General features: G+C 68.3%; 27 protein-coding genes and 1 tRNA gene. 18 read left to right on the top strand and 10 right to left on the bottom strand.

The features are described from left to right. The first annotated feature begins 13 nt into the window (after window positions 1-13). The 9 genes from fdh to AWB89_RS01230 all read left to right on the top strand — a co-directional run bounded on the left by fdh (window position 14) and on the right by AWB89_RS01230 (window position 10,331). A complete protein-coding gene (fdh, locus tag AWB89_RS01270; protein ID WP_174627797.1) occupies window positions 14-3,331 on the top strand; it encodes a formate dehydrogenase in 3,318 nt (1,105 codons plus the stop codon). Then, complete coding sequence (locus AWB89_RS01265; protein WP_085171224.1) at window positions 3,294-4,265, top strand: 4Fe-4S dicluster domain-containing protein; 972 nt, start codon at window positions 3,294-3,296, stop codon at window positions 4,263-4,265. The genes fdh and AWB89_RS01265 overlap by 38 nt, the downstream gene beginning before the upstream one ends. A gap of 6 nt (window positions 4,266-4,271) precedes the next feature. Next, on the top strand, window positions 4,272-5,357 hold the full coding sequence (nrfD, locus tag AWB89_RS01260; RefSeq protein ID WP_085171223.1) for an NrfD/PsrC family molybdoenzyme membrane anchor subunit: 1,086 nt from the start codon (window positions 4,272-4,274) through the stop codon (window positions 5,355-5,357). A gap of 77 nt (window positions 5,358-5,434) precedes the next feature. Beyond that, the gene (locus AWB89_RS01255; RefSeq protein WP_085171222.1) at window positions 5,435-6,421 is read left to right on the top strand and encodes an LLM class F420-dependent oxidoreductase; all 987 of its coding nucleotides are present in this window, start codon (window positions 5,435-5,437) and stop codon (window positions 6,419-6,421) included. 177 nt (window positions 6,422-6,598) lie between these two features. After that, window positions 6,599-7,549: an SRPBCC family protein gene (locus AWB89_RS01250; RefSeq protein ID WP_142282398.1), complete on the top strand. Its 951-nt coding sequence runs from the start codon at window positions 6,599-6,601 to the stop codon at window positions 7,547-7,549. Beyond that, a complete protein-coding gene (locus tag AWB89_RS01245) occupies window positions 7,546-8,715 on the top strand; it encodes a zinc-dependent alcohol dehydrogenase (RefSeq protein WP_085171220.1) in 1,170 nt (389 codons plus the stop codon). Before AWB89_RS01250 ends, AWB89_RS01245 begins: the two co-directional genes overlap by 4 nt. 13 nt (window positions 8,716-8,728) lie before the next feature. Beyond that, the gene (locus AWB89_RS01240; RefSeq protein WP_085094900.1) at window positions 8,729-9,283 is read left to right on the top strand and encodes a type 1 glutamine amidotransferase domain-containing protein; all 555 of its coding nucleotides are present in this window, start codon (window positions 8,729-8,731) and stop codon (window positions 9,281-9,283) included. Window positions 9,284-9,393: 110 nt separating this feature from the next. Further along, entirely contained in the window at window positions 9,394-10,083 is a 690-nt protein-coding gene (locus AWB89_RS01235; RefSeq protein ID WP_085171219.1) for a HemK2/MTQ2 family protein methyltransferase, read from the top strand. Then, window positions 10,080-10,331, top strand: coding sequence for a CDGSH iron-sulfur domain-containing protein (locus AWB89_RS01230; RefSeq protein WP_085094896.1), 252 nt, complete (start codon window positions 10,080-10,082; stop codon window positions 10,329-10,331). Before AWB89_RS01235 ends, AWB89_RS01230 begins: the two co-directional genes overlap by 4 nt. On the opposite strand, the gene AWB89_RS01225 is transcribed toward AWB89_RS01230, so the two are convergent. Genes AWB89_RS01225 through AWB89_RS01200 form a run of 6 tightly spaced genes read right to left on the bottom strand, consistent with a single transcriptional unit; the run spans window position 10,273 to window position 15,879 of the window. Beyond that, complete coding sequence (locus AWB89_RS01225) at window positions 10,273-11,298, bottom strand: iron-containing redox enzyme family protein (protein WP_085171218.1); 1,026 nt, start codon at window positions 11,296-11,298, stop codon at window positions 10,273-10,275. The two genes, AWB89_RS01230 and AWB89_RS01225, sit on opposite strands and share 59 nt — an antisense overlap. A 43-nt stretch (window positions 11,299-11,341) precedes the next feature. Further along, complete coding sequence (locus AWB89_RS01220; protein WP_085094892.1) at window positions 11,342-13,558, bottom strand: SpoIIE family protein phosphatase; 2,217 nt, start codon at window positions 13,556-13,558, stop codon at window positions 11,342-11,344. After that, on the bottom strand, window positions 13,555-14,127 hold the full coding sequence (locus AWB89_RS01215) for a SpoIIE family protein phosphatase (protein ID WP_085171217.1): 573 nt from the start codon (window positions 14,125-14,127) through the stop codon (window positions 13,555-13,557). The genes AWB89_RS01220 and AWB89_RS01215 overlap by 4 nt, the downstream gene beginning before the upstream one ends. Window positions 14,128-14,173: 46 nt before the next feature. Next, window positions 14,174-14,584: an ATP-binding protein gene (locus tag AWB89_RS01210; RefSeq protein ID WP_085095269.1), complete on the bottom strand. Its 411-nt coding sequence runs from the start codon at window positions 14,582-14,584 to the stop codon at window positions 14,174-14,176. Continuing rightward, window positions 14,574-14,963 (bottom strand): STAS domain-containing protein, encoded by a 390-nt coding sequence (locus AWB89_RS01205; protein ID WP_066916656.1) that lies wholly within the window; start codon window positions 14,961-14,963, stop codon window positions 14,574-14,576. The genes AWB89_RS01210 and AWB89_RS01205 overlap by 11 nt, the downstream gene beginning before the upstream one ends. A gap of 22 nt (window positions 14,964-14,985) precedes the next feature. Next, on the bottom strand, window positions 14,986-15,879 hold the full coding sequence (locus AWB89_RS01200; protein ID WP_085094888.1) for an STAS domain-containing protein: 894 nt from the start codon (window positions 15,877-15,879) through the stop codon (window positions 14,986-14,988). A gap of 152 nt (window positions 15,880-16,031) precedes the next feature. On the opposite strand from AWB89_RS01200, the gene AWB89_RS01195 reads away from it, so the two are divergent. Then, window positions 16,032-16,400 (top strand): STAS domain-containing protein, encoded by a 369-nt coding sequence (locus AWB89_RS01195; protein WP_231971434.1) that lies wholly within the window; start codon window positions 16,032-16,034, stop codon window positions 16,398-16,400. A gap of 59 nt (window positions 16,401-16,459) precedes the next feature. After that, window positions 16,460-16,960, top strand: a complete 501-nt coding sequence (locus AWB89_RS01190) for a DUF6328 family protein (RefSeq protein WP_085095265.1) — start codon at window positions 16,460-16,462, stop codon at window positions 16,958-16,960. On the opposite strand, the gene AWB89_RS01185 is transcribed toward AWB89_RS01190, so the two are convergent. Continuing rightward, window positions 16,934-17,647, bottom strand: a complete 714-nt coding sequence (locus tag AWB89_RS01185) for an HAD family hydrolase (protein WP_085171216.1) — start codon at window positions 17,645-17,647, stop codon at window positions 16,934-16,936. The two genes, AWB89_RS01190 and AWB89_RS01185, sit on opposite strands and share 27 nt — an antisense overlap. Before the next feature lie 156 nt (window positions 17,648-17,803). On the opposite strand from AWB89_RS01185, the gene AWB89_RS01180 reads away from it, so the two are divergent. The 7 genes from AWB89_RS01180 to AWB89_RS26825 all read left to right on the top strand — a co-directional run bounded on the left by AWB89_RS01180 (window position 17,804) and on the right by AWB89_RS26825 (window position 21,766). Beyond that, window positions 17,804-18,100: a hypothetical protein gene (locus tag AWB89_RS01180; protein WP_085171215.1), complete on the top strand. Its 297-nt coding sequence runs from the start codon at window positions 17,804-17,806 to the stop codon at window positions 18,098-18,100. Between the two features lie 48 nt (window positions 18,101-18,148). Beyond that, window positions 18,149-18,418 (top strand): hypothetical protein, encoded by a 270-nt coding sequence (locus tag AWB89_RS01175; RefSeq protein ID WP_142282397.1) that lies wholly within the window; start codon window positions 18,149-18,151, stop codon window positions 18,416-18,418. A gap of 149 nt (window positions 18,419-18,567) precedes the next feature. Beyond that, window positions 18,568-18,867 (top strand): DUF4193 domain-containing protein, encoded by a 300-nt coding sequence (locus AWB89_RS01170; protein ID WP_085171214.1) that lies wholly within the window; start codon window positions 18,568-18,570, stop codon window positions 18,865-18,867. A 36-nt stretch (window positions 18,868-18,903) separates the two neighbouring features. After that, window positions 18,904-20,313 (top strand): cytochrome P450, encoded by a 1,410-nt coding sequence (locus tag AWB89_RS01165; RefSeq protein ID WP_142282396.1) that lies wholly within the window; start codon window positions 18,904-18,906, stop codon window positions 20,311-20,313. 104 nt (window positions 20,314-20,417) lie between these two features. Continuing rightward, a complete protein-coding gene (locus tag AWB89_RS01160) occupies window positions 20,418-21,011 on the top strand; it encodes a restriction endonuclease (RefSeq protein ID WP_085171213.1) in 594 nt (197 codons plus the stop codon). Window positions 21,012-21,186: 175 nt separating this feature from the next. After that, the gene (locus tag AWB89_RS01155) at window positions 21,187-21,495 is read left to right on the top strand and encodes a DUF732 domain-containing protein (RefSeq protein WP_139830540.1); all 309 of its coding nucleotides are present in this window, start codon (window positions 21,187-21,189) and stop codon (window positions 21,493-21,495) included. A gap of 52 nt (window positions 21,496-21,547) precedes the next feature. After that, window positions 21,548-21,766 (top strand): hypothetical protein, encoded by a 219-nt coding sequence (locus AWB89_RS26825; protein WP_139830539.1) that lies wholly within the window; start codon window positions 21,548-21,550, stop codon window positions 21,764-21,766. A gap of 89 nt (window positions 21,767-21,855) precedes the next feature. Here AWB89_RS26825 and AWB89_RS01150 read toward each other — a convergent pair. The 3 genes from AWB89_RS01150 to AWB89_RS01140 form a co-directional block, all read right to left on the bottom strand. Next, a tRNA-Pro gene (locus AWB89_RS01150) sits at window positions 21,856-21,929 on the bottom strand. Between the two features lie 61 nt (window positions 21,930-21,990). Then, window positions 21,991-23,106 (bottom strand): L-cysteine desulfhydrase Cds1, encoded by a 1,116-nt coding sequence (gene cds1 / locus AWB89_RS01145; protein ID WP_085171212.1) that lies wholly within the window; start codon window positions 23,104-23,106, stop codon window positions 21,991-21,993. Further along, window positions 23,103-24,062: a metallophosphoesterase gene (locus AWB89_RS01140; protein ID WP_085171211.1), complete on the bottom strand. Its 960-nt coding sequence runs from the start codon at window positions 24,060-24,062 to the stop codon at window positions 23,103-23,105. Before AWB89_RS01140 ends, cds1 begins: the two co-directional genes overlap by 4 nt. Between the last annotated feature and the right edge of the window lie 121 nt (window positions 24,063-24,183).

The raw sequence follows: 24,183 nt of genomic DNA, 5'->3' as shown, positions 1-24,183 counted from the left end.
TAGGGTAGAAGTCATGCCCATGCGGAGGATTTTTCTGGAGTGGCCCGTCTTGCGTCAGCTGCGTTCGGGCGACAAGCTCGGCCGCGGGTCGGCCGTGACCTCCAAGCACACCCGCGCCATCACGCCGCGCACGACGACGGCCGACCGGGTGGTGCAAAGCATCTGTCCGTATTGCGCAGTCGGTTGTGGGCAGCGGGTGTACGTCAAGGACGAGCGGGTGGTGCAGATCGAGGGTGACCCGGACTCGCCGATCTCGCGAGGCCGCTTGTGCCCCAAGGGCGCTGCCAGCGAACAGCTGGTGAACTCGCCGGGTCGGCAGCTGCATGTGCTCTACCGCCCGCCGCGGGCGACCGAATGGCAGCCGCTGGACCTTGACACCGCCATCGACATGGTGGCCGACCGCTTCGTCGAGGCCCGTCGCCACGCCTGGCAGGATATCGACAAAAAGGGGCACCCGCTGCGGCGCACCATGAAGATCGCCGCACTCGGCGGCGCCACCCTGGACAACGAAGAGAACTACGTCATCAAGAAGCTCTTCACGGCCGCCGGCGCCATCCAGATCGAGAACCAAGCTCGTATTTGACACAGCTCCACGGTTCCCGGTCTGGGAACCTCCTTCGGGCGCGGCGGCGCCACCCAAACACTGCAAGACATGGCCAACGCCGACTGCATCGTCATCCAGGGCTCCAACATGGCCGAATGTCATCCCGTCGGCTTTCAGTGGGTCGAGGAGGCGAAAGCCCGCGGCGCCAAGGTGATTCACGTCGACCCGCGTTTTACTCGCACCTCGGCGGTCTCGGACAAGCACATCCCGATCAGGGCCGGCTCGGACGTGGTGTTGCTCGGCGCGCTGATCAACCACATCATCAGCAACGATTTGTGGTTCAAGGAGTACGTCGTCGCGTACACCAACGCGGCGACCCTGATCAACGAAAACTACCGCGACACTGAGGATCTGGGCGGTCTGTTCTCCGGTTACGATCCCGAGACCGGCCAATACGACTCATCGACCTGGGCGTACGCGGGACAAGAGCAGGACGAAAGCCGACAAGAGCACGGCGCCAGCGCATCGGCCCGAGCGGCCGGTGACGTGCACGGCAGCGGCGGTCCGCCGTTGCCCCATGCCCGCGTGCAGCGCGACGAGACCCTGCAACATCCCCGAACGGTGTTTCAGATCGTCAAGCGGCATTACGCGCGCTACACGCCGGAGATGGTGCGTGACGTCTGCGGCATCAGCGTCGACGACTTCGGCTACCTGGCCCGGTCCATCGTCGAGAACTCGGGGCGCGAGCGCACCACCTGCTTCGCCTACGCCGTCGGTTGGACGCAGCACACGCTCGGGGCCCAATTCATCCGCACCGCAACGATTCTGCAGCTGCTGATGGGCAACGTCGGTCGCCCGGGCGGCGGCATCATGGCGCTCCGCGGACACGCCACGATCCAAGGGTCGACCGACATCCCGACGTTGTTCAACCTGCTGCCGGGCTATCTGTCGATGCCGAAGGCCGGCGTGCACGACACGTTCCGGGAGTACGTCGAAGCGGTCGGACCCAAGAACCAGAAGGGTTTCTGGGCCGACGCGGACACCTACTTCGTCAGCCTGCTCAAGGCGTGGTGGGGCGACGCCGCCCGTGCCGACAACGACTGGGCCTACGACTACCTGCCGCGGTTGTCCGGCCCGCACGGCACCTATCAGACGGTCATGTCGATGCTCGACGACGACGTCGACGGGTACTTCTTGCTCGGCCAGAACCCGGCCGTCGGATCGGCACACGGCCGGATGCAGCGCATGGGTATGTCGCACCTGAAGTGGTTGGTGGTGCGCGATCTCAACCTCATCGAGTCGGCCACGTTCTGGAAGGACGGCCCGGAGATCGCATCCGGCGAGCTGAAGACGGAGGAGATCGAGACGGAGGTGTTTTTCTTCCCGGCGGCGACCCACGTCGAGAAGGCCGGCTCGTTCACCCAGACCCAACGCTTGGTGCAGTGGCGGCACAAGGCAGTCGATCCACCCGGCGACTGCCAGAGCGAGCTGCAGTTCTTCGTCGAGCTGGGCAAGCGAATCCGCCAGCGGCTGGCCGGATCCACCGACGAACGTGACCGGCCGCTGCTCGATCTGACGTGGGACTATCCCACCGACGAGCATGGCGAGCCCGATCCCACTGCGGTGCTGGCCGAGATCAGCGGCTGCTATCTGACCGGTCCCAAAGCCGGCCAGCCCGTTCCCGGGTACACCGAATTGGGGGCCGACGGATCGACGTCATGCGGATGCTGGATCTACTCGGGCGTGTACGCCGAAGGTGTCAACCAGGCCGCCCGGCGGGCGCCGCTGGGCGGTCCGAGTCCTAGCCAGTCGGAGTGGGGGTGGGCGTGGCCGGCCGACCGCCGCATCCTCTACAACCGCGCCTCGGCCGACCCCGACGGCAAACCGTGGAGCGAGCGCAAGCGCTATATCTGGTGGGATGAGCAGCAGTCCCGCTGGGTGGGCGACGACGTGCCCGATTTCCCCGTCGACCGTGCTCCGCACGTCCGGCCGGATCCGGATGTCGGCGGCCCGGACGCCCTGGCCGGCGACGACCCGTTCATCATGCAGGCCGACGGCAAGGCTTGGCTGTTCGCGCCGAAGGGCATGGTCGACGGGCCGCTGCCCACGCACTACGAACCGCAGGAGTCGCCCGTCACCAACGCCTTGTATCCGCAGCAGCGGAATCCGGCGCGAATCACCTTCCCGCGCAAGGACAACCTGAGCGCGCCGAGTGCCGACGAGCCCGGGGCCGACGTGTACCCGTACGTGTTCACCACCTACCGGCTCACCGAACATCACACCGCCGGTGGCATGAGCCGGTGGCTGCCTTACCTCTCGGAGCTGCAACCGGAGATGTTCTGTGAAGTCTCCCCGGAGCTGGCCGCCGAACGCGGTCTCGAGCCCTACGGCTGGGCCACCATCGTCTCGCCCCGCGCGGCGATCGAGGCACGGGTGCTGGTCACCAAACGCGTTGCGCCGCTGGTCGTCAACGGCCACACGGTGCACCAGATCGGGTTGCCGTACCACTGGGGCGTCGGGAGTGACGCGGTGGTCAGCGGCGACGCGGCCAACGACCTGCTCGGGGTGACGTTGGATCCCAACGTGCAGATCCAGGAATCCAAGGCCGGGTCGTGCGATATCCGGCCGGGGCGCCGACCGCAGGGCGAGGAGCTGCTGCGTCTGATCGCCGAGTATCAATCCCGCTCCGGCGCCACCACCGAAACCGGCAACGCGCGGATCAGCGACGGCGTGTGGGAAGGGGGAGCCGATGGGCCAGCTGAGCGGGCCGACCGACCCGACGAGTGACGCCGGCTGGGCAGTTCCCAGGCCGCGCAAGGGTTTTTTCACCGACACCTCGATCTGCATCGGCTGCAAGGCCTGCGAGGTGGCGTGCAAGGAATGGAACCGCAACCCGCGCGACGGCGACCTCGAACTGCTGGGGTCGTCCTACGACAACACCGGCTCGCTTGGCGCGAGCACCTGGCGGCATGTGGCGTTCATCGAGCAGGGCCGGGACCGCATCGAGGAGGCGCGGGAATCCGGCCGCGCCCTGATCGATTTGGGCATGCCTCCGATTCCCGGGGCCGCGAGCCGCCCCGACATCACGCCGCCGGACACCCCGGAGTTCCGCTGGCTGATGTCGTCGGATGTGTGCAAGCACTGCACGCACGCCGGCTGCCTCGACGTCTGCCCGACGGGGGCGTTGTTCCGCACCGAGTTCGGCACCGTCGTCGTGCAGGATGACGTCTGCAACGGCTGCGGCACCTGCGTGGCCGGGTGCCCGTTCGGTGTGGTCGAGCGCCGCAACGACGGCACGTACACCACGCCGGCGCAGCGGCCCGGCCGCCCGGTCGAAAAACCGGTCAGCGGCGTGGCCCAGAAGTGCACCCTCTGCTACGACCGCCTGGTCGAGGATCAGATACCGGCGTGCGCCAAGACCTGCCCGACGACCTCGATCAAGTTCGGCGATCACGACGACCTGGTGGTCAAGGCCCGCGAACGGGTCGCCCAGCTGCACGCCCAGGGGCTCACCGAGGCCCGCCTCTACGGCGCCAACGAACACGACGGCGTCGGCGGGATCGGGTCGATCTTCCTGCTGCTCGACGAACCGGAGGTCTACGGGCTGCCGCCCGACCCGCGGGTGTGTACGGCCGACCTGCCGCGGATGTTCAAAAGGGCGAGCGTGGCTGCGGCCGGCATGGTTGCGGCCGCGGCGCTGGCCTTCTGGAAAGGCCGGTGAAATAGCGTGAGCACTTCGGAATTCGACAGCCTCCGTCCGCCGGAGCCCGAGGGCGGCAGGCGGCGCAGAGGCAGGCGCGCGGGCCGTCGCGGTGGTGGGGACGGTTCCCGCGAGATGCCGATGGTCCCCGAGGCCGAGTTCACCTCCTATTACGGACGGCCGGTCGTCAAGCCCGCGCCGTGGGGACACGAGGTGGCGGCTTATCTGTTCCTGGGCGGTGTCGCAGGCGGGTCCGGTCTGCTGGCGGCGGGCGCCCAGCTCACCGGGCGAAACACGTTGCGCCGCAACACCAGGCTGTCCGCTTTGATCGCCGTGATGGTGGGCGCCGTCGCGCTGGTCAAGGACCTGGGCCGGCCCGAGCGTTTCGTGAACATGCTGCGAACCGTCAAGCTGACCTCGCCGATGAGCATCGGCTCGTGGATCCTCAGCTTCTTCAGCGCCGGCATCGGCATCGCGGCGGTCTCCGAGGTCGACAGGATGACGGGCGGACGAATCCCGCTGGGCCCATTGCGGCCCGTGCTGCGCGCCGTGGAGGGACCGGCGGGTCTGGAAGCCGCCGTGTTCGCGGCCCCGTTGGCGGTCTACACCGCGGTGCTGCTCACCGACACGGCGACGCCGACCTGGAACGCCGCCCACCGAGACCTGCCGTTCGTCTTCGTCAGCTCGGCCAGCCTGGCCGGAGCGGGCCTGGCGATGATCACCACCCCGGTCGCCGAGGCCGGCCCCGCCCGCAGGCTGGCCGTGATCGGTGCGATCGGTGACCTGATCTCCGCGCGGTTCACCGAGTACCGGATGGACCCGGTGACCAGGGAACCGCTGCATCGGGGCAGGCCGGGCCGCCTGCTGGCCTGGAGCGAACGGCTCGCGGCCGCGGGCGGTCTGGGCGCGTTGATCGGCGGGCACCACCGCGGTGTCGCCGCGTTGTCCGGTGCCACGTTGCTCGCGGCGTCGGCGCTGCTGAGGTTCGGTTTCTTCGAAGCCGGGCTGGAATCGGCCCGGGACCCCCGGTACACGATCGAGCCGCAGAAACGCAGGCTGGCCGCCCGCCGGGCGGCCGGGGTCACCGGCGACTCCATCACCACCGCGGACTGACCGAACTCCGCCGTGGAACCGGCGCGGGGCCGCTCCTCGCGCGGTTTGCGCCCGGCGGACCGGGGTACGTATAACGCATGACGAATTTTGGCTACACTCTGATGACCGAGCAGAGTGGACCCAAAGACCTTGTGCGCCAGGCTGTCTCGGCGGAGGAGCGGGGCTTCGACTTCGAGGTGTGCAGCGACCACTTCTCGCCCTGGCTGACGTCGCAGGGGCACGCGCCCAACGCCTGGGCCGTGCTGGGCGCGGTGGCGCACGCCACCGAGCGGGTCGACCTGTATACCTACGTGACCTGCCCGACGATGCGGTATCACCCCGCGATCGTCGCGCAGCAGGCCGCCACCGTGCAGATCCTGTCCGACGGCCGGTTCACCCTGGGGCTGGGCAGCGGTGAGAACCTCAACGAACACGTGGTCGGCAGAGGATGGCCGACCGTCGAGCGCCGGCAGGACATGCTGCGCGAGGCCATCAAGATCATTCGCGAGCTCTTCGGCGGGCAGCTGGTGAACTGGCGCGGCGAGTACTTCCAGGTCGATTCGGCGCGGCTGTGGGACGTGCCGGACGTTCCGGTCGCCATCGGTGTGGCGATGTCCGGGGCGAAGGGCGTCGAAAAGTTTGCCAAGCTGGCCGAACACCTGATCGCCGTGGAACCCGACGGGGAACTCGTCCGCGAGTGGCACGCCGCGCGGCAGGCCGCCAACCTCGCCGGAGGTGGCCGGGTGGTCGGCCAGATCCCGGTGTCCTGGGATCCGGACCGCGACGCCGCCATCCGGCGCGCGCACGACCAGTTCCGCTGGTTCGGCGGGGGCTGGAAGGTGAACGCCGACCTGCCCACGCCAGCCGGTTTCGCTGGTGCGACCCAGTTCGTGCGACCCGAGGACGTCGCCGATTCCATCCCCTGCGGCCCCGACCTGGACGCGATCGTGGACTCCGTCCGCCCCTACTGGGAGGCGGGGTTCACCGACATCGCGCTCGTCCAGATCGGAGGCGAGACTCAGGACCTCTTCCTCAAGGAGGCCGCGCAGCCTTTGCTCGATGCACTGCGCGACGCCTCCGGTTGATGACAAGTTTGGGCCGGTCCGGTAGGGGTACCCGACTGCCATCGTGGGCATCGGGCTACCACCGGCAGTTTGACATACCGACAAAGGCCTAGAGCCGGGCGGGCGGACGGCGGGTAAACGCGCTGTCCAGCAGCCACTTTGCGCCATCGCCTGCTCGGCATGGCAAGGGAGCAGACGATGAATGATGAATCCGGCAACACCACCGCACCGTTGGTGAAGGCGCTCGCCGGCGCCAGCTTCGGGCTGGGTCTGGCCGAGCTGGTGGCGCCCCGGAAGGTTGCTGCGGTTGCCGGCGTGGACGACACGCTCCGGTCCCGCCGCGTCATCCGCGCGCTGGGTGCGCGGGAATGCGCCCACGGAGCGGCGCTGTTGGCCGGTTCCGACAAGCTGGTGTGGACGCGGGTGGCCGGCGACGTGCTGGACGTGACGCTGCTGCTGGCCGGCGTGGCGGCTCGCGGCCGCGGGCGTCGGCGGCGGGGCGCCGTAGCGGCCGTCGTGCTGGGCGGCATCGGGGCGGTTGACCTCTATGCTGCGTTGCGCTCCACCCGCGAGGGCGGCGCCCGACACGCCGGCGGGGCGCGGCGCCGTACCGTGCGCGCCGCCGTCACGGTGCAGCGCCCGCCCGAAGAGGTCTACCGCTTCTGGCGCGATCTGGAGAACCTGCCCAGCTTCATGCACCACCTGCAGTCGGTGACCGCCGGCTCCGACGGTCGTTCACACTGGGTCGCCAGCGCACCCGTCGGCCAGCCGGTGCAGTGGGATGCGCAGATCACCGAGGACCGGCCCAACCAGCGGGTCGCCTGGCAGTCGCTGCCCGGCTCGGCGATCGACAACGGGGGCAGCGTCGAATTCACGCCGGCGAGCAACGGCGCCGGGACCGAGGTCCGGGTCCGGATCGGCTACCAGATGCCGGGCGGCGTCGTCGGCAAGGCCGCCGCGACGCTGTTCGGCGAGTCGCCCGATCAACAGGTCAACGACGACCTCCGCCGGTTCAAGCAGATCCTCGAGACGGGCCAGGTGCTGCGATCGGACGGCTCGCCGGAGGGCACCGCCGCGGCCCGTCAAATGCATCAGCAGCCCGCGGCGCCCAACGGACACAACGGAAGCAGCGAAGGAGCCACCGCATGAGAGCCACCGTCTGGGCGGGACGCAACAGCGTTGAGGTGCAATCGGTTCCGGACCCGAAGATCCTCAACGATCGCGACGCCATCGTGCGCGTCAGCTCGACGGCGATCTGCGGATCGGACCTGCACCTCTACGACGGCTACATCCCGACCGTGAAACGCGGGGACGTGCTGGGCCACGAGTTCATGGGCGAGGTCGTCGAGGTCGGCAAGGCGGTGAACAACCTCGCCGTCGGCGACCGGGTGGTGGTGCCGTTCCCGATCGCCTGCGGCGCGTGCGCGGCCTGCGAACGCGACCTGTACTCGCTGTGCGAGAACTCCAACCCCAACGCCGGCATCGCGGAGAAGTTCATGGGCCACTCGCCGGCGGGGTTGTTCGGCTATTCGCACATGCTCGGCGGATTCGCCGGTGGCCAAGCCGAATACGCGCGCGTGCCGTTCGCCGACGTGGGGCCGCTCAAGATCGACGACGACCTCACCGACGAGCAGGTGTTGTTCCTGTCGGACATTCTGCCGACCGGCTACATGGGCGCGGAGATGTGCGACATCCAGCCGGGCCAGGTCGTCGCGGTCTGGGGCGCAGGACCCGTCGGGCTGTTCGCGATCATGAGCGCATTCCTGCTCGGTGCGTCCAAAGTCATTGCCATCGACCGGGTGCCGTATCGCCTGGCGCTCGCGGAGAAGATCGGCGCGACACCGGTCAACTTCTCCGAGACGTCGGTGCTCGAGGAGCTGCAGGACATCACCGCCGGCCGGGGACCCGACCACTGCATCGACGCGGCCGGCATGGAAGCCCGCAACGGGTCCACCCCGGTGGACGCCTACGACCGCGTCAAGCAGGCGATGCGCCTGGAAACCGAACGCCCGCACGCACTTCGGGAAGCGGCGATGAGCTGCCGCAACGGCGGCACCATCTCGATCGTCGGGGTCTACGGCGGGCTGATGGACAAGTTTCCGATCGGCGCGATCATGAACCGGTCGCTGACCATCAAGACCGGCCAATGCCACGTGCAGCGCTACATGCGACCGCTGCTGGAGCGGATCCGCCGCAAAGAGATCGACCCGACCATGATCATCACCCACCATCTGGGTCTCGATGAGGCGCCGCACGGCTACGAGATCTTCAAACACAAGCAGGACGGCTGCACGAAAGTCGTCCTCCATCCGTGAAGGAGGTACCGCGATGTCAAATGAGTTGCAAGGGGTAAAGATTGCCATCCTGGCCGCCGACGGCGTGGAGAAGGTCGAGCTCGAGCAGCCGCGCGCAGCCGTCGAAGAGGCCGGCGCACAGGTCGAAGTGTTGTCGCTGAAGCCGGGCGAAATCCAGGCGCGCAACCACGACCTCGAGCCGGCCGGAACCTTCGCGGTGGACCGCGCGGTGTCGGACGCGTCGGTGGGCGAGTTCGACGGCCTGGTGCTCCCGGGCGGCACGGTGAACCCGGACAAGCTGCGCCTCGACCAGGCCGCCGTCTCGTTCGTGCGCGACTTCGTCGTCTCCGGTAAGCCCGTCGCCGCGATCTGTCACGGGCCGTGGACGCTGGTGGAGGCGGGCGTGGCCGTGGGTCGGACGCTGACGTCGTACCCCAGCATCCGCACCGACCTGCGGAACGCGGGCGCGCATGTGGTCGACGAAGAGGTTGCCGTCGACGGCAATTTGATCACCAGCCGCTCACCGTCGGACCTCCCGGCGTTTTGCGACACGATCATTAAGCAATTCGCTCGCGCCGCTACGGGATAGCTGAAGCGAAATCATTCCGCACAGTTTTAACCCCCGATTTTGGGGGCATTACACAGGCCAAGGCCGTGATCGCCACGGCGATCTCCTGCAGGCTGAGTGAAAGGCCCACATTGACCACCACCTACCCAGAGCCCGTCATCTCGGTTGCGCACAACGTGTATCAGCCGCAAGAAGATTCCCGTTTGCTGGTCGACGCTATGCACCATTCCGCGCTGATTCCGGGACGACGGGTGCTCGATCTCTGCACCGGCAGCGGATTCGTCGCCATCGCCGCGGCCGAAATGGAATGTGCCAGCGTGACAGCTTTCGACATCTGCCCGCATGCGGTGCGTTGCTGCGCAGACAATGCCGCGCTTGCGGGCGTGGAGGTGGATGTCCATGAGGGATCGTGGCTGGACGCCGTCGACCTCGCACCGTTCGACGTGGTGTTGGCGAATCCTCCTTACGTTCCAACGCCTCCCGGCGACGATTCCGGATCGATCGGCCCCGGCGCCGGCCCGTCGTTGGCCTGGAACGCCGGCGCCGATGGCCGCCTGATCCTCGACCCGCTGTGCGAGGCCGCGTCAAAGTTGCTGTGCGACGGGGGATCACTGCTGCTCGTACACTCCGCCATCGCCGGCGTCCAGCAATCGCTGGATCGCCTGAAGTGGGCCGGCATGGAGGGCGAAGTCATTGCCTCCAAGTGGATCCCGTTCGGCCCCGTCATGTCGGCGCGGGCAACGTGGTTGGAGGACACCGGCCGGATCCCCCGGGGACGCCGCGAGGAGGAACTCGTCGTGATCCGGGCGGACAAGCCATGACCACCACCCGCGTACAGGTGGTCAAGGGAGGGCCCGTGTTGGTGTCCGGCCCGGTGCGTATCGAGATGCCCGACGGGGAGGTCGTCGAGTCCGACCGGTTCATGGTGGCGATCTGTACGTGTCGGCGCAGCGCCGCATATCCGTTGTGCGACACCAGCCATCGGCGCTGCCGCGGCACCGGGAAGCGGGCTAACGCCAATCCAGCGGCCGCCGCAGCGACGTCTGACCGCGCTGCCACGACTCCATAAGCTTGTCCGCCAAGCGGTTTTCGACCGCGGCGTGCGCCCGGATCCCGAACACCACATCGGCGTCGAGCTGCGGCTCGCGGGCGACGAGGTCGCCGACGACGTCGATGCGCACCACCTGTTCGTGCACCGCGTCGGCTTCGACGTGCTCGCCGTAGAATTCGATGCACTCCGACGGCGCCCCCATCCGCTGCAGCGCCTGAACCATCCGCCGGGATCCCGGCGGGGACGTGATCTCCGTCGAGGCGAAGTGCCCGACCGCGGCGCCCCGCAGCGAGCGGTGCAGCCCGAACAACGACATCAGATTGACCGCCGCCAGCGACTCGGCGGGGACGGCGTCGAGGTAGCCGAGGTACGTCGAATCCAATTCCGCGGCCGCCAACAGGTCGGCGAAGAGTTGCTGATGTAGCCGCGGCCCCCGACCGGCGCCGTATTCATCGAACTCGACGGCCACGAACGCCGCCTTGGCGGTCCCCATCAGCCGCGGAATCGCGAACGCGTGCGGATCGCCCTCCTTCAGGTGATACACCGACCGGTGCGCGAAGTATTCGCGCATCTGCTCCCAGGTTCCCGTGTCCCGCAGGTAATACGACGGCCCGGTGCCGTCGGTGGGCTCGATGGAGATCGCCTCCATCTCGGCCGCCGCCGTGCTCCCGGGCTCGATGGGGCCGACGTCGCGTCGCACGCCGGCGAGAAAAACGCGTTCCAGTTCGGCGCGCAACTGCAGCAGCGCGGGATTCCACTCCCAGTCGGGGTCGACGCCCGCAAAACCGCGGTAATGCAGCTCGTAGCACATGCACAGCGCCAGCTGGAGATCGAGGCCATAGGGGTCGGAGTCGCGGACGGACGCACCGATGCGCGTGAGGTGATCGTGGGAGGGCGGCCCGACCAGCGCGTGCCGCACGGCCGTCGACAGCGGTCCGTGGGCCGCCGGCAGGGCGGGTTCCACCGGGATTGATGTGCGGGTCACGCCGATGACTACCCGTCAATCGGGCGGTGCAAACGGTGGCCCGTCACCGCCCCGCTCCGGGAACTTCGAAGGTGATGTCGACGGTGGTGCCCGTCGGGCCGCTCTGGAGTTCCATCGCGTTGCTGAGCGCGCGCATCAACACCAGCCCGCGCCCGCTGTTACCCGGCTCGGTGGCGGGTGTCTTCCAGGAGCCGGCGTCGGTGATCCTGGTCCGGACCCGGCCGGCTTCGACCCCGGCCTCGAGCAGCATCGTCCCGATGCGGTGCCCGCGGTAGGCATGCTCGACGCAGTTGGTGCACGCCTCGTTGACCACCAGCACGATGTCGGCTGTCACCGCCTCCGGGACATTGGCGGTGCGCAGCCACGCGGCCAGGCGATGCCGGACGTTGGCCAATTGCCCGGCGAACGCCTCGCTTTCGATTCGGAGCTGCGTCGGCAGGTGCCGGTAGATCACCATCGCGACGTCGTCGTCATACCCCGACGCCGGGGCCAGCGCGCCGACCACGGCCTCCGGGACTTCTTCCAGCGCCAGCTTGGCCGTCCCGAGCAAAACGTCTGCGGCGCGGGCGATTCCGATGTCGATCGACTCGTGCTTGCGCTCGACCAAGCCGTCGGTGTAGAGCATCAACGTCGAGCCCGGCGGCAGCACCCGGGAGGCCTGGGGTCGCGGCTCGTCCCGGCGGACTGCGAGCGGCACCGACGCGGCGTCGGTCAGCACCATCGTGTTCGCCGGCGGCGGCCCGGCGACCATCGCGGGCATGTGGCCGGCGTTGCTGTACTCCAGAACTCCCGTCTCGGTGTCCAGGACCGCCAGAAAAACCGTGGTGCAGTAGGCATTCGGGATGAGCGACGCCGCCAAGTCGAGTTGCTCGAGCAGCAGCGCCGGTTGGGCGCCGTTGATCAACAGCGCGCGCGCCGAGCTGCGAAGCTGGCCCATGGTCGCGGCCGCCTGCAGTCCACGCCCGACACAGTCGCCGACGACGATGCCGATGCGGTTGTCGCCGAGGGAAAGCACGTCATACCAGTCGCCGCCGATCTCCAACGGTGGCACCGCGGGTTCGTAGCATACGGCGAAGCCGGTAGGCGTCTGCGCCGTGGGCAGCATCGCGCGCTGCAGGGTCAGCGACGTCTCGCGGGCGCTCTCGAACTGGCGAACGTGCTGCATGGCCAGGCTGAGATGGCCGATGAGAACCGTGACCAGGAGCCGGTCTTCGGCGCTTACCCAGCGCGGGGAACGAAGCTCCAGCCACAAAGCGAGGTCTCCGGCGTTGGACAGCACCGCGACCAATCCCTGTGCCTTGCCGGGATTGTCGGGCCGGTCGACGGTCTTGGCGGTCAGCGGCAGCTGGTTTCGCGCGTCCTGGAAAGTGCCACGCAACCAGGGATCCATTCCGCGCCAGGATGTTTCGGGTGGGTCGCCCGCTACCTGGACGTCCGGTTCGCCACCGCCGGTGGGCCACGACACGGCGATCACGCGTTGGACGTCGATCGCCGCCCGGCATTCGTCGAGAGTGATCGACAGCAGCTCGGCGACGCTCTTGGCGACCGCCACGGCCGTCGCCAGTCGCAGGACGGCGCTCTCCCGCGCGGCGAATGCCCGCTCCGCGGTGACGTCTCGGATCGTTCCCACGTAGACGTCGCGATCGCTGCCGGCCTCCTTGACGGCGTTGATGCTGACCATCACCCACGCCAGGTGACCGTCGCGGTGCCGGATCGGGGTTTCGTACTCGGCGCTGCCGTTGCTGCGGACCAGGCCTTGCTGTTCGCGGGCGGTCTTCTTGTCGACCAGCCAGGGGTGGGGCCAGCGGTAGGGCAGGCCCGTGGCGGGATAGCCGAGGATGTCGATGAAGGCCTTGTTCATCTCGATCACCGAGCCCTCGTGGTCGGCGACGAAGAAGCCTTCCTGCAGCGAATTCACCAGGGCGGTGCGGAATTTGTCGCGATCGGCCAGGCCCTCGGCGCGAGCCCGCTCCCGCGCGTAGAGCTTGGTGCCATCGACGAATCCCCGGCTCGCCACGTCCAGCGGCGCCAACGTCTGCAACAGGAATTCCAGTGCGATCGGCGCGTCAATCCGGTAGTCGCTGGACACCTCGAGAACCAGCCGAACGTGATGCTCGATGATTTCGAGCATGCTGATCTGCTCTTGCAAGGCGCGGCGCCCGAGCTCGTGCGCGACGGCCAGGCTGTCCTCGTCGCGCGCGTTCAGGTAGGCGCGCAAGGCCGCCGCGTATTCGGCGTGAAAGTCGTTGTTGGCGCTCATGTCGATGTCCCCCGGTGGCGCGCGGCCAGCACCATCGCATCGTCGGTCTCCTTGGCATGCTTACCGAGGAGTTCTTCGGCGATGACCACGGCGTGGGCCGCAAAGTCGATGTGCTCCAAGAAATCTTCGGCGATGCCGTCGGTGCTGATGACCAGCAGGTCGCCCGGGCGGATCGGAAGCGTCTGGGCCGGCCGGATTTCCGGGATGCGGTAGCCGACGATCCCCGCGGTGAGGCGCGCGCTGGACCGGATCGCGACGCCGGTCGGGGCCTTGGCCACCAGATCGGCGGTGACGTTGCCGACGCCGGTCCACGCCAGCGTGTTGGTCGCAAAGTCGATGCGCGCCAACGTCATCGCGACGCCTCGTGTGCCGGCCAGGATGCGATGGCAGAGCTGGACCAGGACCTCGAGCCGCTCGGAACTGGCGCGCTTGACCGCGTCGACGGCGCGCAGTGCGGCGGTCGCGGCTTCCGGGCCGTGACCGAGCCCGTCCACCAAGCCGAACAGTGCGGCCTCGCCGTCGAGATCGACGGCGATGCCCTGGTCGCCGGACATGAACTCGCTGGGCATCGGGCGACCCGCCCGTGCCCACTCGATCGGCCCGAATCGCCCGTTCTCATGCACGAGCGGGAACCCACTTCCACATCTCGATGACGGTCCCGTGGCCCAGGGTCGAGTCGACCACCAACCGGTCCATCAGCCGTCGCGCTCCCGGCAGGCCCAGCCCCAACCCCCGACCGGTCGAGTAGCCGTCCTCCAGCGCGCGCTCGATGTCGGCGATGCCGGGCCCGTCGTCCTCGGCGCGCACCACCAGGGCCTTGCGGCCGTCCCGGTCGTCCACCCAGAGATGGACCGTGCCCCGGCCGGCGTAGCTGGTGATGTTGCGGGCGACTTCGGAGATCGCCGTGGCGACCATCGTGACGTCGGTCAGCGAGAAGCCCAGATCGAGGGCGAGCTGATGTCCGGCTCTGCGGGCGGCGACGATGTCGTCGGAATTGTTGATGTCGACGACAACGTCAGCCGCCACCATCGCGCCCGATCGTCGATTTCCCCAGTCCCAGTTGCCGGTTCAGCAGGGCAAGGCCCTCCTCGAGATCCAGCGCGGTGTTCATGTCGTCGAACGCCAGCCCGAGTTGGACCATCGCGAAGGCGACCTCCGGCTGCAGGCCCACGATGACGGTGTCCGCGCCCCGCAGGCGGGTCATGTGCGCGATGGTCCGCAGCGATCGGGCGGCAAAGGAATCCATCACATCGATGGCGGTGACGTCGACGATGATGCCCTGCGCGCGAAACCTGCTGACCCGCTCCATGAGGTCGAGCCGCAACCGTTCGGTCTCGGAGTCGGTCAGGGCGGACTGCACCGTTGCGATCAGGATCGCGCCCTGTTTCAGGATGGGGACTGGCATGGAGTGCTCGCGCTGATGCTGTCTACCCGGTGGTCTCGCCGGTGCGGGTGACCTCGTAGCCCAGCAGGCGTTCGGCTTCTTCGATACCGCCCTGCAGGTCGCCGACGGCGTTCATCTTGGACAGGTCCAGCCCGATCGTCACCAGCGTCAGGGCGATCTCGGAGGACAGGCCGGTGATGATCACGCTCGCGCCCATCAGGCCCGATGCGTCGACCGTCTGCACCAGGTGGTTGGCCACCGTGGAGTCGATGGTGGGCACACCGGTGATGTCGATGACGACGACTTTCGCGCGGTTGGCGCGGATGGCCCGCAGCAACTGTTCGGTGACCTGGCGGGCGCGCTGGCTGTCCAGCACGCCGATGATCGGCAGAATCAGCAGCTGCTCGCGCACCTGCAGCACCGGCGTCGACAGCTCGCGGATCGCTTCCTGCTGCTGGCGGATGATGCGCTCGCGTTCCTGCACGAAGCTGACGCCCACGGTGTTGGCGATGCGGTTGGCCGCCGGCTCGTACGCGTCGAGCACGCGATTGAGCATTTCGAAGTCAGTCTGGTACTTCTCGAACAGCGAGCGCGCCAGCACGTCGCGCAGCAGCAGGACGATGCCCAGCACCTCGTCGGTCTCCACACCCCGGGGGATGATGCGTTCCGACAGGTCGCGCGCGTAGGCCTGCAGGGCCTCGACGCTACCGGTCTCGAGCACCTCGACGTAGTTGTCGTAGACGGCGGTGGCCTCGGAGAAGAGCTCCTCGGGGGTCATCGCGGTGAGCAGCTGCGCCTCGGTGATCCGGCGGGCCCATTCCTCCCGCAAGACGGTGCGGTTCTGGCGCAGGTGCTGGACCAACTGCGGCAGCAGGCCCTCGCTGACCGTCTGCGCCGCGGTGGTGGTGCTCGCGAAATCCGACGACAAATCTGACATCTGGCCTCCCGTTGCCGCGCCGCGCTCAGCAGTGCCTATGGGGAGCCTAGTCTGAGTTATCGCGCGGCAAGTGTCGAGGGCATATTCTTCTCGCAGTTCGCACGGCAGGTTACGCTTGCACCACACTTACGGCCCGGGACAAAGGATCGCCATTGTCAGCTCCTGATTCGATTACCACGCTGGTTACCGACCACGATGGTGTGTCTGTGGTCAGCGTCAGCGGCGAAATCGATCTGGTCACCGCCCCGGCGCTCGAACAGGCCATCGGCGCGGTGATCGCGGACGGCCCGACGGCCCTGGTCATCGACCTTTCCGCGGTGGAGTTTCTCGGCTCGGTGGGGTTGAAGATCCTTGCCGCGACCTACGAAAAGCTCGGTAAATCCACCGAGTTCGGTGTGGTCGCCCGGGGACCGGCGACCAGGAGACCGATACACCTGACCGGTCTGGACAAGACCTTTCCGCTGTACCCGACGTTGGATGACGCCTTGACCGCCGTCCGGGACGGCAACCTCAACCGCTGAGGTCTCCCCGCCGCGAGCCTTCCTATTACTTGGCGGCCGCCGGTGCGAGGATCACCACCATGGACGTCGATCACCCCCAGGACGACCAGCAGTGGGACCGCGATGAGCGCGGCGAGACCGAAATCGAACGGCTGGACCGCAATTGGAACAGCCTGCTGCAGGAGCTGCGCGTGGTGCAGACCGGGGTGCAGCTGCTCACCGGCTTCCTGTTGACGCTGCCGTTCCAGCAGCGCTTCAACATCCTCAGCGAACAGATGCGGTTGGTGTATCTGGGGACGGTCGCGTGTTCGGTGGGCGCAACGGTGCTGCTGGTCGCCCCGGTAGGCATTCACCGGTTGCTGTTCCGGCGGCACCGCCTGCAGGTCCTGGTCTCGGCCGCCCACCGGTGTGCCTACGCCGGGCTCGCGCTGCTCGGCACCGCACTGACGGGCGTGACGGTGATCGTTTTCGCCTCGGTGGCCGGAAACGTTACGGCGTTGATAGCGGGAGCCTGTGCGCTGGCGTTGTTTACGTTCTTTTGGTGGGTATTGCCGTTACTGCTTCGCACCCGCGGTATGTAGCTCGGCGATGCGGGTGGACCCGAGATGATCGAGGAGGTCCCGCGGATCCGCGAAAATCGGTGACGCGCCGGCGGCCTCCAATTCGGCGCCCGAGATGCCGCCGCACAATACCCCGATGCACGGCAATCCCGCGGCCGCCGCCGCGTGCGCGTCCCACACGGCGTCGCCGACGAATACCGCGTGGTTGGCGTCCACGCCGGCCCGGTCCAGCGCGACCTGCACGATGCCGGGTTCGGGTTTGGCCGTGTCGACATCCTGCGACGACGTCGTTTCGGAGATGACGTCGTCGCAGTCGAGCGCCTTGAGCAGCGCCTCGAGTTCGTCCTCGGGCGCCGAGCTGGCCAGCACCACTTGCAGTCCGAGGCCGGCCACGTGCCGCAGCAGCTCACGGGCGCCGGGCAGCGGTGCCAGCATCGGCAGGACGTCGCGGTAGTACCGGCTGTGGCCATCGCTGAGCCGCTCCTGCACGTCGTCCGGCGCGTCGTTGGACAAGATGCGTACCAACTTGGAGCCGTCCATGCCGATGCAGCGGTGGATCTTCCATGCGGCGACCGGCATTTTTTCGTCGTCGAACGCGCGCTGCCAGGCGTAGACGTGCAGATAGTTGGAATCGACCAGGGTTCCGTCGACGTCGAACAAGACGGCGGGGGTGCCCTGAAGGCGTCCCGCGGGCTTCGCGGCTGTCATCTGCGCGGCATACCCCCGCCGGACGCCTCCGACACCCGCCGTTTGGCCCGTCGATCGGCGGGTACGCACCAAGAGACCCCCAGTCCGGCGTCTCGCCACGCGAACGGCGTTGGCAGACCACATGTTTCACGAGGAGGGGCATTGAAGACTCGCAAGATGGACCCGGTTGATCACTCGCGCACGTTCCGTCAGCACGCTGGCGAGACCTTCACCTATGGTCCCCACACGACCGGCGTCGCGGGGGTGGCCGCCGCCGTGGTCGCTTTGGTAATCGGCTTGTGCGCGTTCGCGACCGGGCATGTCGGCGGTGGCGTAGCGGCCGTGGTGGCGGCCGCCGTGGTGGGTGCGCTGGCGACAGTCTGGTTGCTGCGCAGCCACCATAAAGTCCGCGCCGCCGAGCTGCGCTGGCACAGGGAGCATTCCGACGAGCCCGCACCCCCGCCGGCCAGCTGACCGGCGCACCGGGGTTTAAATTTCGGCCTGACCGGGTAAAACGTCGCCATGCTCGACACGTCCGACAGGCTGCACGCCGGAATCGATTTCGGCGTCCCCGGCCGGGTGGCGGCGGCGCTTTGGGCGCTGGGCGTCCTCGCCGGTGTGCTCGCGCTGCTGACCGGGCACGCCGGGTTGGCCATCGCGGGACTGGTAGTGGCCGTCGCGGCGCCATGGTTGGGGCTGGCCTGGGTCTCGAATAGCCGCCGCCGGCCCGACGAGTCCGCGTGGGCCCGTTCAGCGTCGCTCGTCAGCGGGCCGGTCCGCCTGCGCAGTTGAACTGATCGACGCCGGAAGGCGTCTATTGTCATGCCCGCAAATTTTTTGGGCTGGATTAGGTGTGAGGGACGCCCGATCGGGGTATCGACTCAGCCACGGGTGAGTACAGGCAAGTGCGGGGACCCGTCAATAGCAGGAAGGGAACGCCCATGGCGACCGCAAGCGATTACGACGCACGCCGCGTATCCGACGTCGAGGCGCAGGACCCGTCCACGCTCCGCGAGCTGGCCACTCTGCCCGCCTCAACCACCGCGGTCGTCGACGAGGACCCTAACGACGTGCTCTTCTTCGAGCTGCCGGGCGCAGACCTGTCGAGCGAAGAGCTCTCGGTGACGGTGATTCCCCAGCGCGCGGACGAGTTCACTTGCTCGAGCTGCTTTTTAGTGCAACACCGCAGCCGGATGCGCAAGTCGGGCTCGGGACTTCCCGTCTGCGCCGACTGCGCCTGACGGAGGGATAGGGGTGCGGGGGCCAACCGCCGCACCTTGACCAACCCGAGGCGCCGTGTTTCTGTCGTCAACGTGGCAGCCTCCGCGATTCGTCCGGACGGTAAGCCGGACGCCTTGAGCCCGCCGCCGGGCCTGCCCGCCCCGCGGGCACTTCGCCCGGCCTTCGCCGCCGCGTACGCGGTCGCCTACCTTGTCGGCGGCGAGCGCCGAATGCTGCGGCTCATCCGTCGATATGGGCCGATCATGACCATGCCCATCCTCAGCCTGGGCAACGTCGCGATCGTGTCCGATCCCGAGTTGGTCAAGCAGGTGTTCACCGCGCCGCCGGACGTCCTGCTCGGCGGCGAGGGGGTGGGGCCCGCGGCGGCCATCTACGGGTCGGGATCGATGTTCGTGCAGGAGGAACCGGAACATCTGCGGCGGCGCAAATTGCTGACGCCCCCGCTGCACGGCGCCGCGCTGGGCAGTTACGTGCCGGTCATGGAGAACTGCGCCCGCGCGGCGATGCACAGCTGGCCCGTCGACCGTCCGTTCGAGATGCTGAAGGCGGCGCGGGCGCTCACCCTGGACGTGATCGTCAGGGTCATCTTCGGAGTGGACGATCCCGACGAGGTTCGGCGCCTGGGCCGACCCTTCGAGCGTCTGCTGAACCTCGGTGTCTCAGAGCAATTGACGGCCCGCTACGCGCTGCGCCATCTCGGTGCGTTGCGGGTGTGGCCACAGCGCGCGCGAGCCAACCGCGAGATCGACGACGTCGTGATGCCGCTCATCGCGCGGCGCCGCAACGACCCGCGCCTGAGCGAGCAGCTCGACATCCTCGCGTTGCTGATGTGCGCCCGCGGCGAAGACGGAGAAGCGCTGTCCGACAGCGAGATTCGCGATGATCTGATCACCCTGATGCTGGCGGGGCACGAAACCACCGCTACCACGCTCGCGTGGGTGTTCGATCTGCTGCTGCACCACCCCGAGGCGCTGCGGCGCGTGCAGGCGGAAGCGCTGATCGGGGAGGAGGCCTTCACCACCGCGGTGATCCACGAGACGCTGCGGGTGCGGCCGCCCGCACCGTTCACGGCTCGCGTTGCGGCGCAACCCTTTCCGATCGGCGGCTACCTGGTCGAGGCCGGCACGCGCATCGTCGTTCACATCATCGCGATCAACCGCAACCCGGCCACCTACGATCACCCGAACGAGTTCCGGCCGGAGCGGTTCCTGGGCAGCCGGCCCGAAACCTATGCGTGGGTGCCGTTCGGAGGCGGGGTGAAACGCTGCCTGGGTGCGGCGTTCTCGCTGCGCGAGTTGATCACCGTGCTGCACACGCTGCTGCGCGAGGGCGAGTTCAGCGCCGTCGACGACGAGCCGGAGCGGATCGTGCGGCGGTCCATCATGCTGGCGCCGCGCTACGGCACCCGGGTGCGGCTGCGCCCGATTCAGGCGGGCGCGCGATAGGCGGTCGGTCGTCCCGCGCCTGTGCCTGCGCCTGTGCCTGCGCCGAATTGTCGCACCCATCGGTTAGGTTCAGCGGCGAGTCCGTGCCGTCACCGTGAGGAGCCATGGAGAAGATACTCGGATCCTCCCTGTTACTGGGGTTCGCTCTCCCTTGGTTTTTCACCCAGCGCGCGACCGGCAGTGTGGTCGCGGGGTTCTGGGCGGGGCTGGGCGGGCTGGTGTTGACGGTGGTCGCCCTGTTGTGGCTCGGTGTGCGGCGCGACCGCTACCGGACCGAGCGGCAGCGACGGCGCGACCTGCGGTACGCGATGTCGGATCTCGCGGCCGTCGACGACATGTCGGGGATCGAGTTCGAAGCGTTCGTCGCGGCGCAGCTTCGGACCGTGGGGTGGGGCGTCACGCACACCGCCAGCACCGGTGACTACGGCGTCGACCTGGTCGCCCAGAAGGACGGCACCCGCATGGCGGTCCAGTGCAAGCGGCAGGCGAAGGCGGTCGGTGTCGCCGCCGTGCAGCAGGTCGTCGCCGGTGCCCGCCAGCACGGCTGCGACCGGGCGGTGGTCGTGACCAATCAGGCGTTCACCAAGGCGGCCCGCCAATTGGCGGCTACCCACCGCTGCCGCCTGGTCGGCCGCGAGCAACTGCACATCTGGACCCGGGCCGAGCGCCGGCGGGTGCAACCGGGGATGGAGAGTTAGCGCCTCGCATCAAGATGAAACTCGGCCGAAACGAGAGATGAACGGCTGGTTGAACTTTGGAACTGGCGATCAGGAACTCTCGATCGCGGGGAATACCCGAGTACGGGTCCTCGACGCGTTGCTTCGGGTGCCCCACTTGGTTCCGAGTGTCATGTGAGCCTCGAAGGTGGTGCAGATGATGATCAAGAAGATGTGCGGGGGCATGCTCGGCGCTGCGGTGGCCCTGATGCTGGTGCCCGCAAGCGTCGCCAGCGCCGACAATAAGGACGCGGAATTCACCAATTACCTGGCGTCGAACGGCATCCATCTTGGTACAGCGGCCCAGACCGGAAATATGGGGCGGACGATGTGCCAGGACCTCGCCTCCGGCTACACCCAGAACGATGAGATCGACCAGCTGAAGCTACGGATGGACCAGGCCCAAGCCAGGCTGTTCGTGCTCGCTGCCACCGCGGAATACTGCCCGGAAAAGCACAAGTCGTAGTTTCAGCGTCAGCGCGACGGCCCGGCGCAACGGGGCAGTGGGGAGAAGAAAAATGCGGAAACCAACCATCGCCGCGGGGCTGGCGCTCGTCGCCCTGGCGTCCAGCTCGGGGGTCGCGCAAGCTGACCCGGACCCGAATGATCCCGGCAACCAGGCCAACTGGCCCTGCGGCGTGACGGTCGGACCGGTAACCACGACGACGGGAACGATCATTGGAATACGCGGCGGCAAGCCATGCCCGCCGCCGCCCCCACCGCCTGAACAACAGTGACGGCTCGACCCCACGCCGGTGTCGATAGGGGCGGCGCAGGCTCAACCCGCGCGTCGCGCAGGCTCTAGGTCAGACCCTTGAAATAAGAGTCGGGGTGGCGGGATTCGAACCCACGGCCTCTTCGTCCCGAACGAAGCGCGCTACCAAGCTGCGCCACACCCCGCTTGAAGCCACGACAGCGTATCGCACCGGGCCGCCGACTGACCAAACCGCAGGCTACCGGGCTAGCTCCACGCGCAGGTGCGCTCGAATTCGACCAGCGCCTCGGCCGGGCCGGTCGGGTCGAGCCCCTGCGCGGCCACCCACTCGTCGCTGAAATAGGTGTCGGCGTAGCGGTCGCCGCTGTCGGCGAGCAGGGTCACCACCGACCCGCTGCGGCCCTGCGCGACCATCTCGGCGATCAGCCCGAAGCAGCCCCACAGGTTGGTGCCCGTCGACGGCCCCACCCGGCGGCCCAGCACGGCGCTGACGTGGCGGGCCGCGGCGATCGACGCCGCGTCGGGCACCGCGACCATGCGGTCGACCACGCCGGGCAGAAACGACGGTTCGACCCGCGGCCGGCCGATGCCCTCGATCCGCGAGGACGCCGGCATCACGAGGTCTTCTGGGTCGTACCGACCTGCGGCGTACGCCGGAAAGAACGCGGAGTTCTCCGGGTCCACGACGCACAGCCGGGTCGCGTGCCGCCGGTAGCGGATGTAGCGGCCGATCGTCGCGCTGGTCCCGCCGGTACCCGCGCCGACGACGATCCACTCCGGGATGGGGTAGCGCTCCTCGCCCATCTGCTCGTAGATCGATTCGGCGATGTTGTTGTTGCCGCGCCAGTCGGTGGCACGCTCGGCGTTGGTGAACTGGTCGAGGTAATGTCCGCCGGTGTCATGCGCGACCCGCTCGGCCTCGGCATACACCTGGCTCGAGTCCGTCACGAAATGGCAACGGCCGCCTTGTGATTCGATCAGCGCCACCTTGGCCGGGCTGGTCGACGCCGGCATGACCGCGACGAACGGCAGCCCGAGCAGGGCCGCGAAGTAGGCCTCCGACACCGCCGTCGACCCCGAGGACGCCTCGACGACCGTGGTGCCCTCGCCGATCCACCCGTTGCACAGCGCGTACAGGAACAGCGAGCGCGCCAACCGGTGCTTGAGGCTGCCGGTGATGTGCGTGCTCTCATCCTTGAGGTACAGGGCGATGTCGACGCCGGTGTCCCAGGCGGAGGGCAGCGGATAGCGGAGCAGGTGGGTGTCGGCGCTGCGCCGGGCGTCGGCCTGGATCAGCCGGATCGCGTTGTCCGTCCAGTCTCGTGGCAGGGTGCGGACCGCGATGCGCGCCCGATCGCTCACCGCACCGATGCGGTGGGCTGCGAACGGCTCAGGTCGCTGGTGGTGTCGCGGTCGCCCATCGGGGTGGCGATCAGCGTCAGCAGCGTCGCCTCGGGCCGGCAGCAGAATCGCACGGGCGCGAACGGCGAGGTGCCGATGCCGGCGGACACGTGCAACTGCATGTTGGCGCCCCACCGGGACGGTCCCTTGGCGCGGGAGCGGTCCAGGCCGCTGTTGGTCACCAGGGCGCCGTAGAACGGCAGGCAGAGCTGACCGCCGTGGGTGTGCCCCGCCATCACCAACTGGTAGCCGTCGGCGGCGAAGCGGTCCAGCACCCGAGGCTCCGGGGAATGGGTCAGCCCTAGCCTCAGGTTCGCGGCCGGGCTGGCCGGGCCGGCGATCGTGTCGTAGCGGTCCCGGTCGATGTGCGGGTCGTCGACGCCCGCGGCGGCGATGTGCAGGCCGGCCACCTCGAATTCGCGGCGGGTGTGGGTGAGGTCGAGCCAGCCGCGCTCGGTGAACGCCGCCCGCAGGTCCTGCCAGGGCAGCGGCTCGCCGCGGACCCGATGCGTCGGGTTGGTGAGGTAGTTCAACGGGTTCTTCAGCCGCGGCCCGAAGTAGTCGTTGCTGCCGAACACGAAGACGCCCGGCCGCGACAGCAGGTCGCCCAGGGTCTGCACCACCGCGGGCACCGCCTTGGGGTGCGCCAGGTTGTCGCCGGTGTTGACCACCAGGTCGGGCTCCCAGGCGGCCAGCTCGCGCAGCCAGGCCTGTTTGCGGCGCTGGTTGGGCAGCATGTGGAGGTCACTGATGTGCAGCACCCGCAACGGCGTGGATCCCGGCGACAGGACGGGCATGGTGATCTCGCGCAGCACGAATGCATTGCGCTCGACGAACGCGGCATAACCGATGCCGGCCAGGGTCGAGCCGAGCGCGACCGCGCCGGTGCGCATCAGGACGGGCATAACTTCAGCCATGCTGGCAGCCTACTGCCGGTTGGCTTCTGGCCGCGTATAGCTTGCGCGACAGCGCCAAAGAAAATGCTTGCGCCTACGGGGGCGGCGGGGGGCCGCCCGGGGGCGGCCCATCGGGCGGCGG

This window comes from Mycobacterium paraense, from assembly GCF_002101815.1.
In the GTDB taxonomy this organism is placed as follows: Bacteria; Actinomycetota; Actinomycetes; order Mycobacteriales; family Mycobacteriaceae; genus Mycobacterium; species Mycobacterium paraense.
This window is presented reverse-complemented; position numbering and strand designations above follow the sequence as displayed.

Excerpts from the sequence above, each read along its gene's own strand:
- AWB89_RS01255 (WP_085171222.1), top strand. The coding sequence starts at position 5,435 with ATGACGAATTTTGGCTACACTCTGATGACCGAGCAGAGTGGACCCAAA.
- AWB89_RS01200 (WP_085094888.1), bottom strand. The coding sequence starts at position 15,879 with ATGTCAGATTTGTCGTCGGATTTCGCGAGCACCACCACCGCGGCGCAG.
- AWB89_RS01175 (WP_142282397.1), top strand. The coding sequence starts at position 18,149 with ATGCTCGACACGTCCGACAGGCTGCACGCCGGAATCGATTTCGGCGTC.
- AWB89_RS01160 (WP_085171213.1), top strand. The coding sequence starts at position 20,418 with ATGGAGAAGATACTCGGATCCTCCCTGTTACTGGGGTTCGCTCTCCCT.
- AWB89_RS01190 (WP_085095265.1), top strand. The coding sequence starts at position 16,460 with ATGGACGTCGATCACCCCCAGGACGACCAGCAGTGGGACCGCGATGAG.
- AWB89_RS01140 (WP_085171211.1), bottom strand. The coding sequence starts at position 24,062 with ATGGCTGAAGTTATGCCCGTCCTGATGCGCACCGGCGCGGTCGCGCTC.
- AWB89_RS01215 (WP_085171217.1), bottom strand. The coding sequence starts at position 14,127 with ATGCCCAGCGAGTTCATGTCCGGCGACCAGGGCATCGCCGTCGATCTC.
- AWB89_RS01180 (WP_085171215.1), top strand. The coding sequence starts at position 17,804 with ATGGACCCGGTTGATCACTCGCGCACGTTCCGTCAGCACGCTGGCGAG.
- AWB89_RS01245 (WP_085171220.1), top strand. The coding sequence starts at position 7,546 with ATGAGAGCCACCGTCTGGGCGGGACGCAACAGCGTTGAGGTGCAATCG.
- AWB89_RS01220 (WP_085094892.1), bottom strand. The coding sequence starts at position 13,558 with ATGAGCGCCAACAACGACTTTCACGCCGAATACGCGGCGGCCTTGCGC.
- AWB89_RS01205 (WP_066916656.1), bottom strand. The coding sequence starts at position 14,963 with ATGCCAGTCCCCATCCTGAAACAGGGCGCGATCCTGATCGCAACGGTG.
- AWB89_RS01240 (WP_085094900.1), top strand. The coding sequence starts at position 8,729 with ATGTCAAATGAGTTGCAAGGGGTAAAGATTGCCATCCTGGCCGCCGAC.
- AWB89_RS01170 (WP_085171214.1), top strand. The coding sequence starts at position 18,568 with ATGGCGACCGCAAGCGATTACGACGCACGCCGCGTATCCGACGTCGAG.
- AWB89_RS01230 (WP_085094896.1), top strand. The coding sequence starts at position 10,080 with ATGACCACCACCCGCGTACAGGTGGTCAAGGGAGGGCCCGTGTTGGTG.
- AWB89_RS01265 (WP_085171224.1), top strand. The coding sequence starts at position 3,294 with ATGGGCCAGCTGAGCGGGCCGACCGACCCGACGAGTGACGCCGGCTGG.
- AWB89_RS01185 (WP_085171216.1), bottom strand. The coding sequence starts at position 17,647 with ATGACAGCCGCGAAGCCCGCGGGACGCCTTCAGGGCACCCCCGCCGTC.
- AWB89_RS01250 (WP_142282398.1), top strand. The coding sequence starts at position 6,599 with ATGAATGATGAATCCGGCAACACCACCGCACCGTTGGTGAAGGCGCTC.
- AWB89_RS26825 (WP_139830539.1), top strand. The coding sequence starts at position 21,548 with ATGCGGAAACCAACCATCGCCGCGGGGCTGGCGCTCGTCGCCCTGGCG.
- AWB89_RS01155 (WP_139830540.1), top strand. The coding sequence starts at position 21,187 with ATGATGATCAAGAAGATGTGCGGGGGCATGCTCGGCGCTGCGGTGGCC.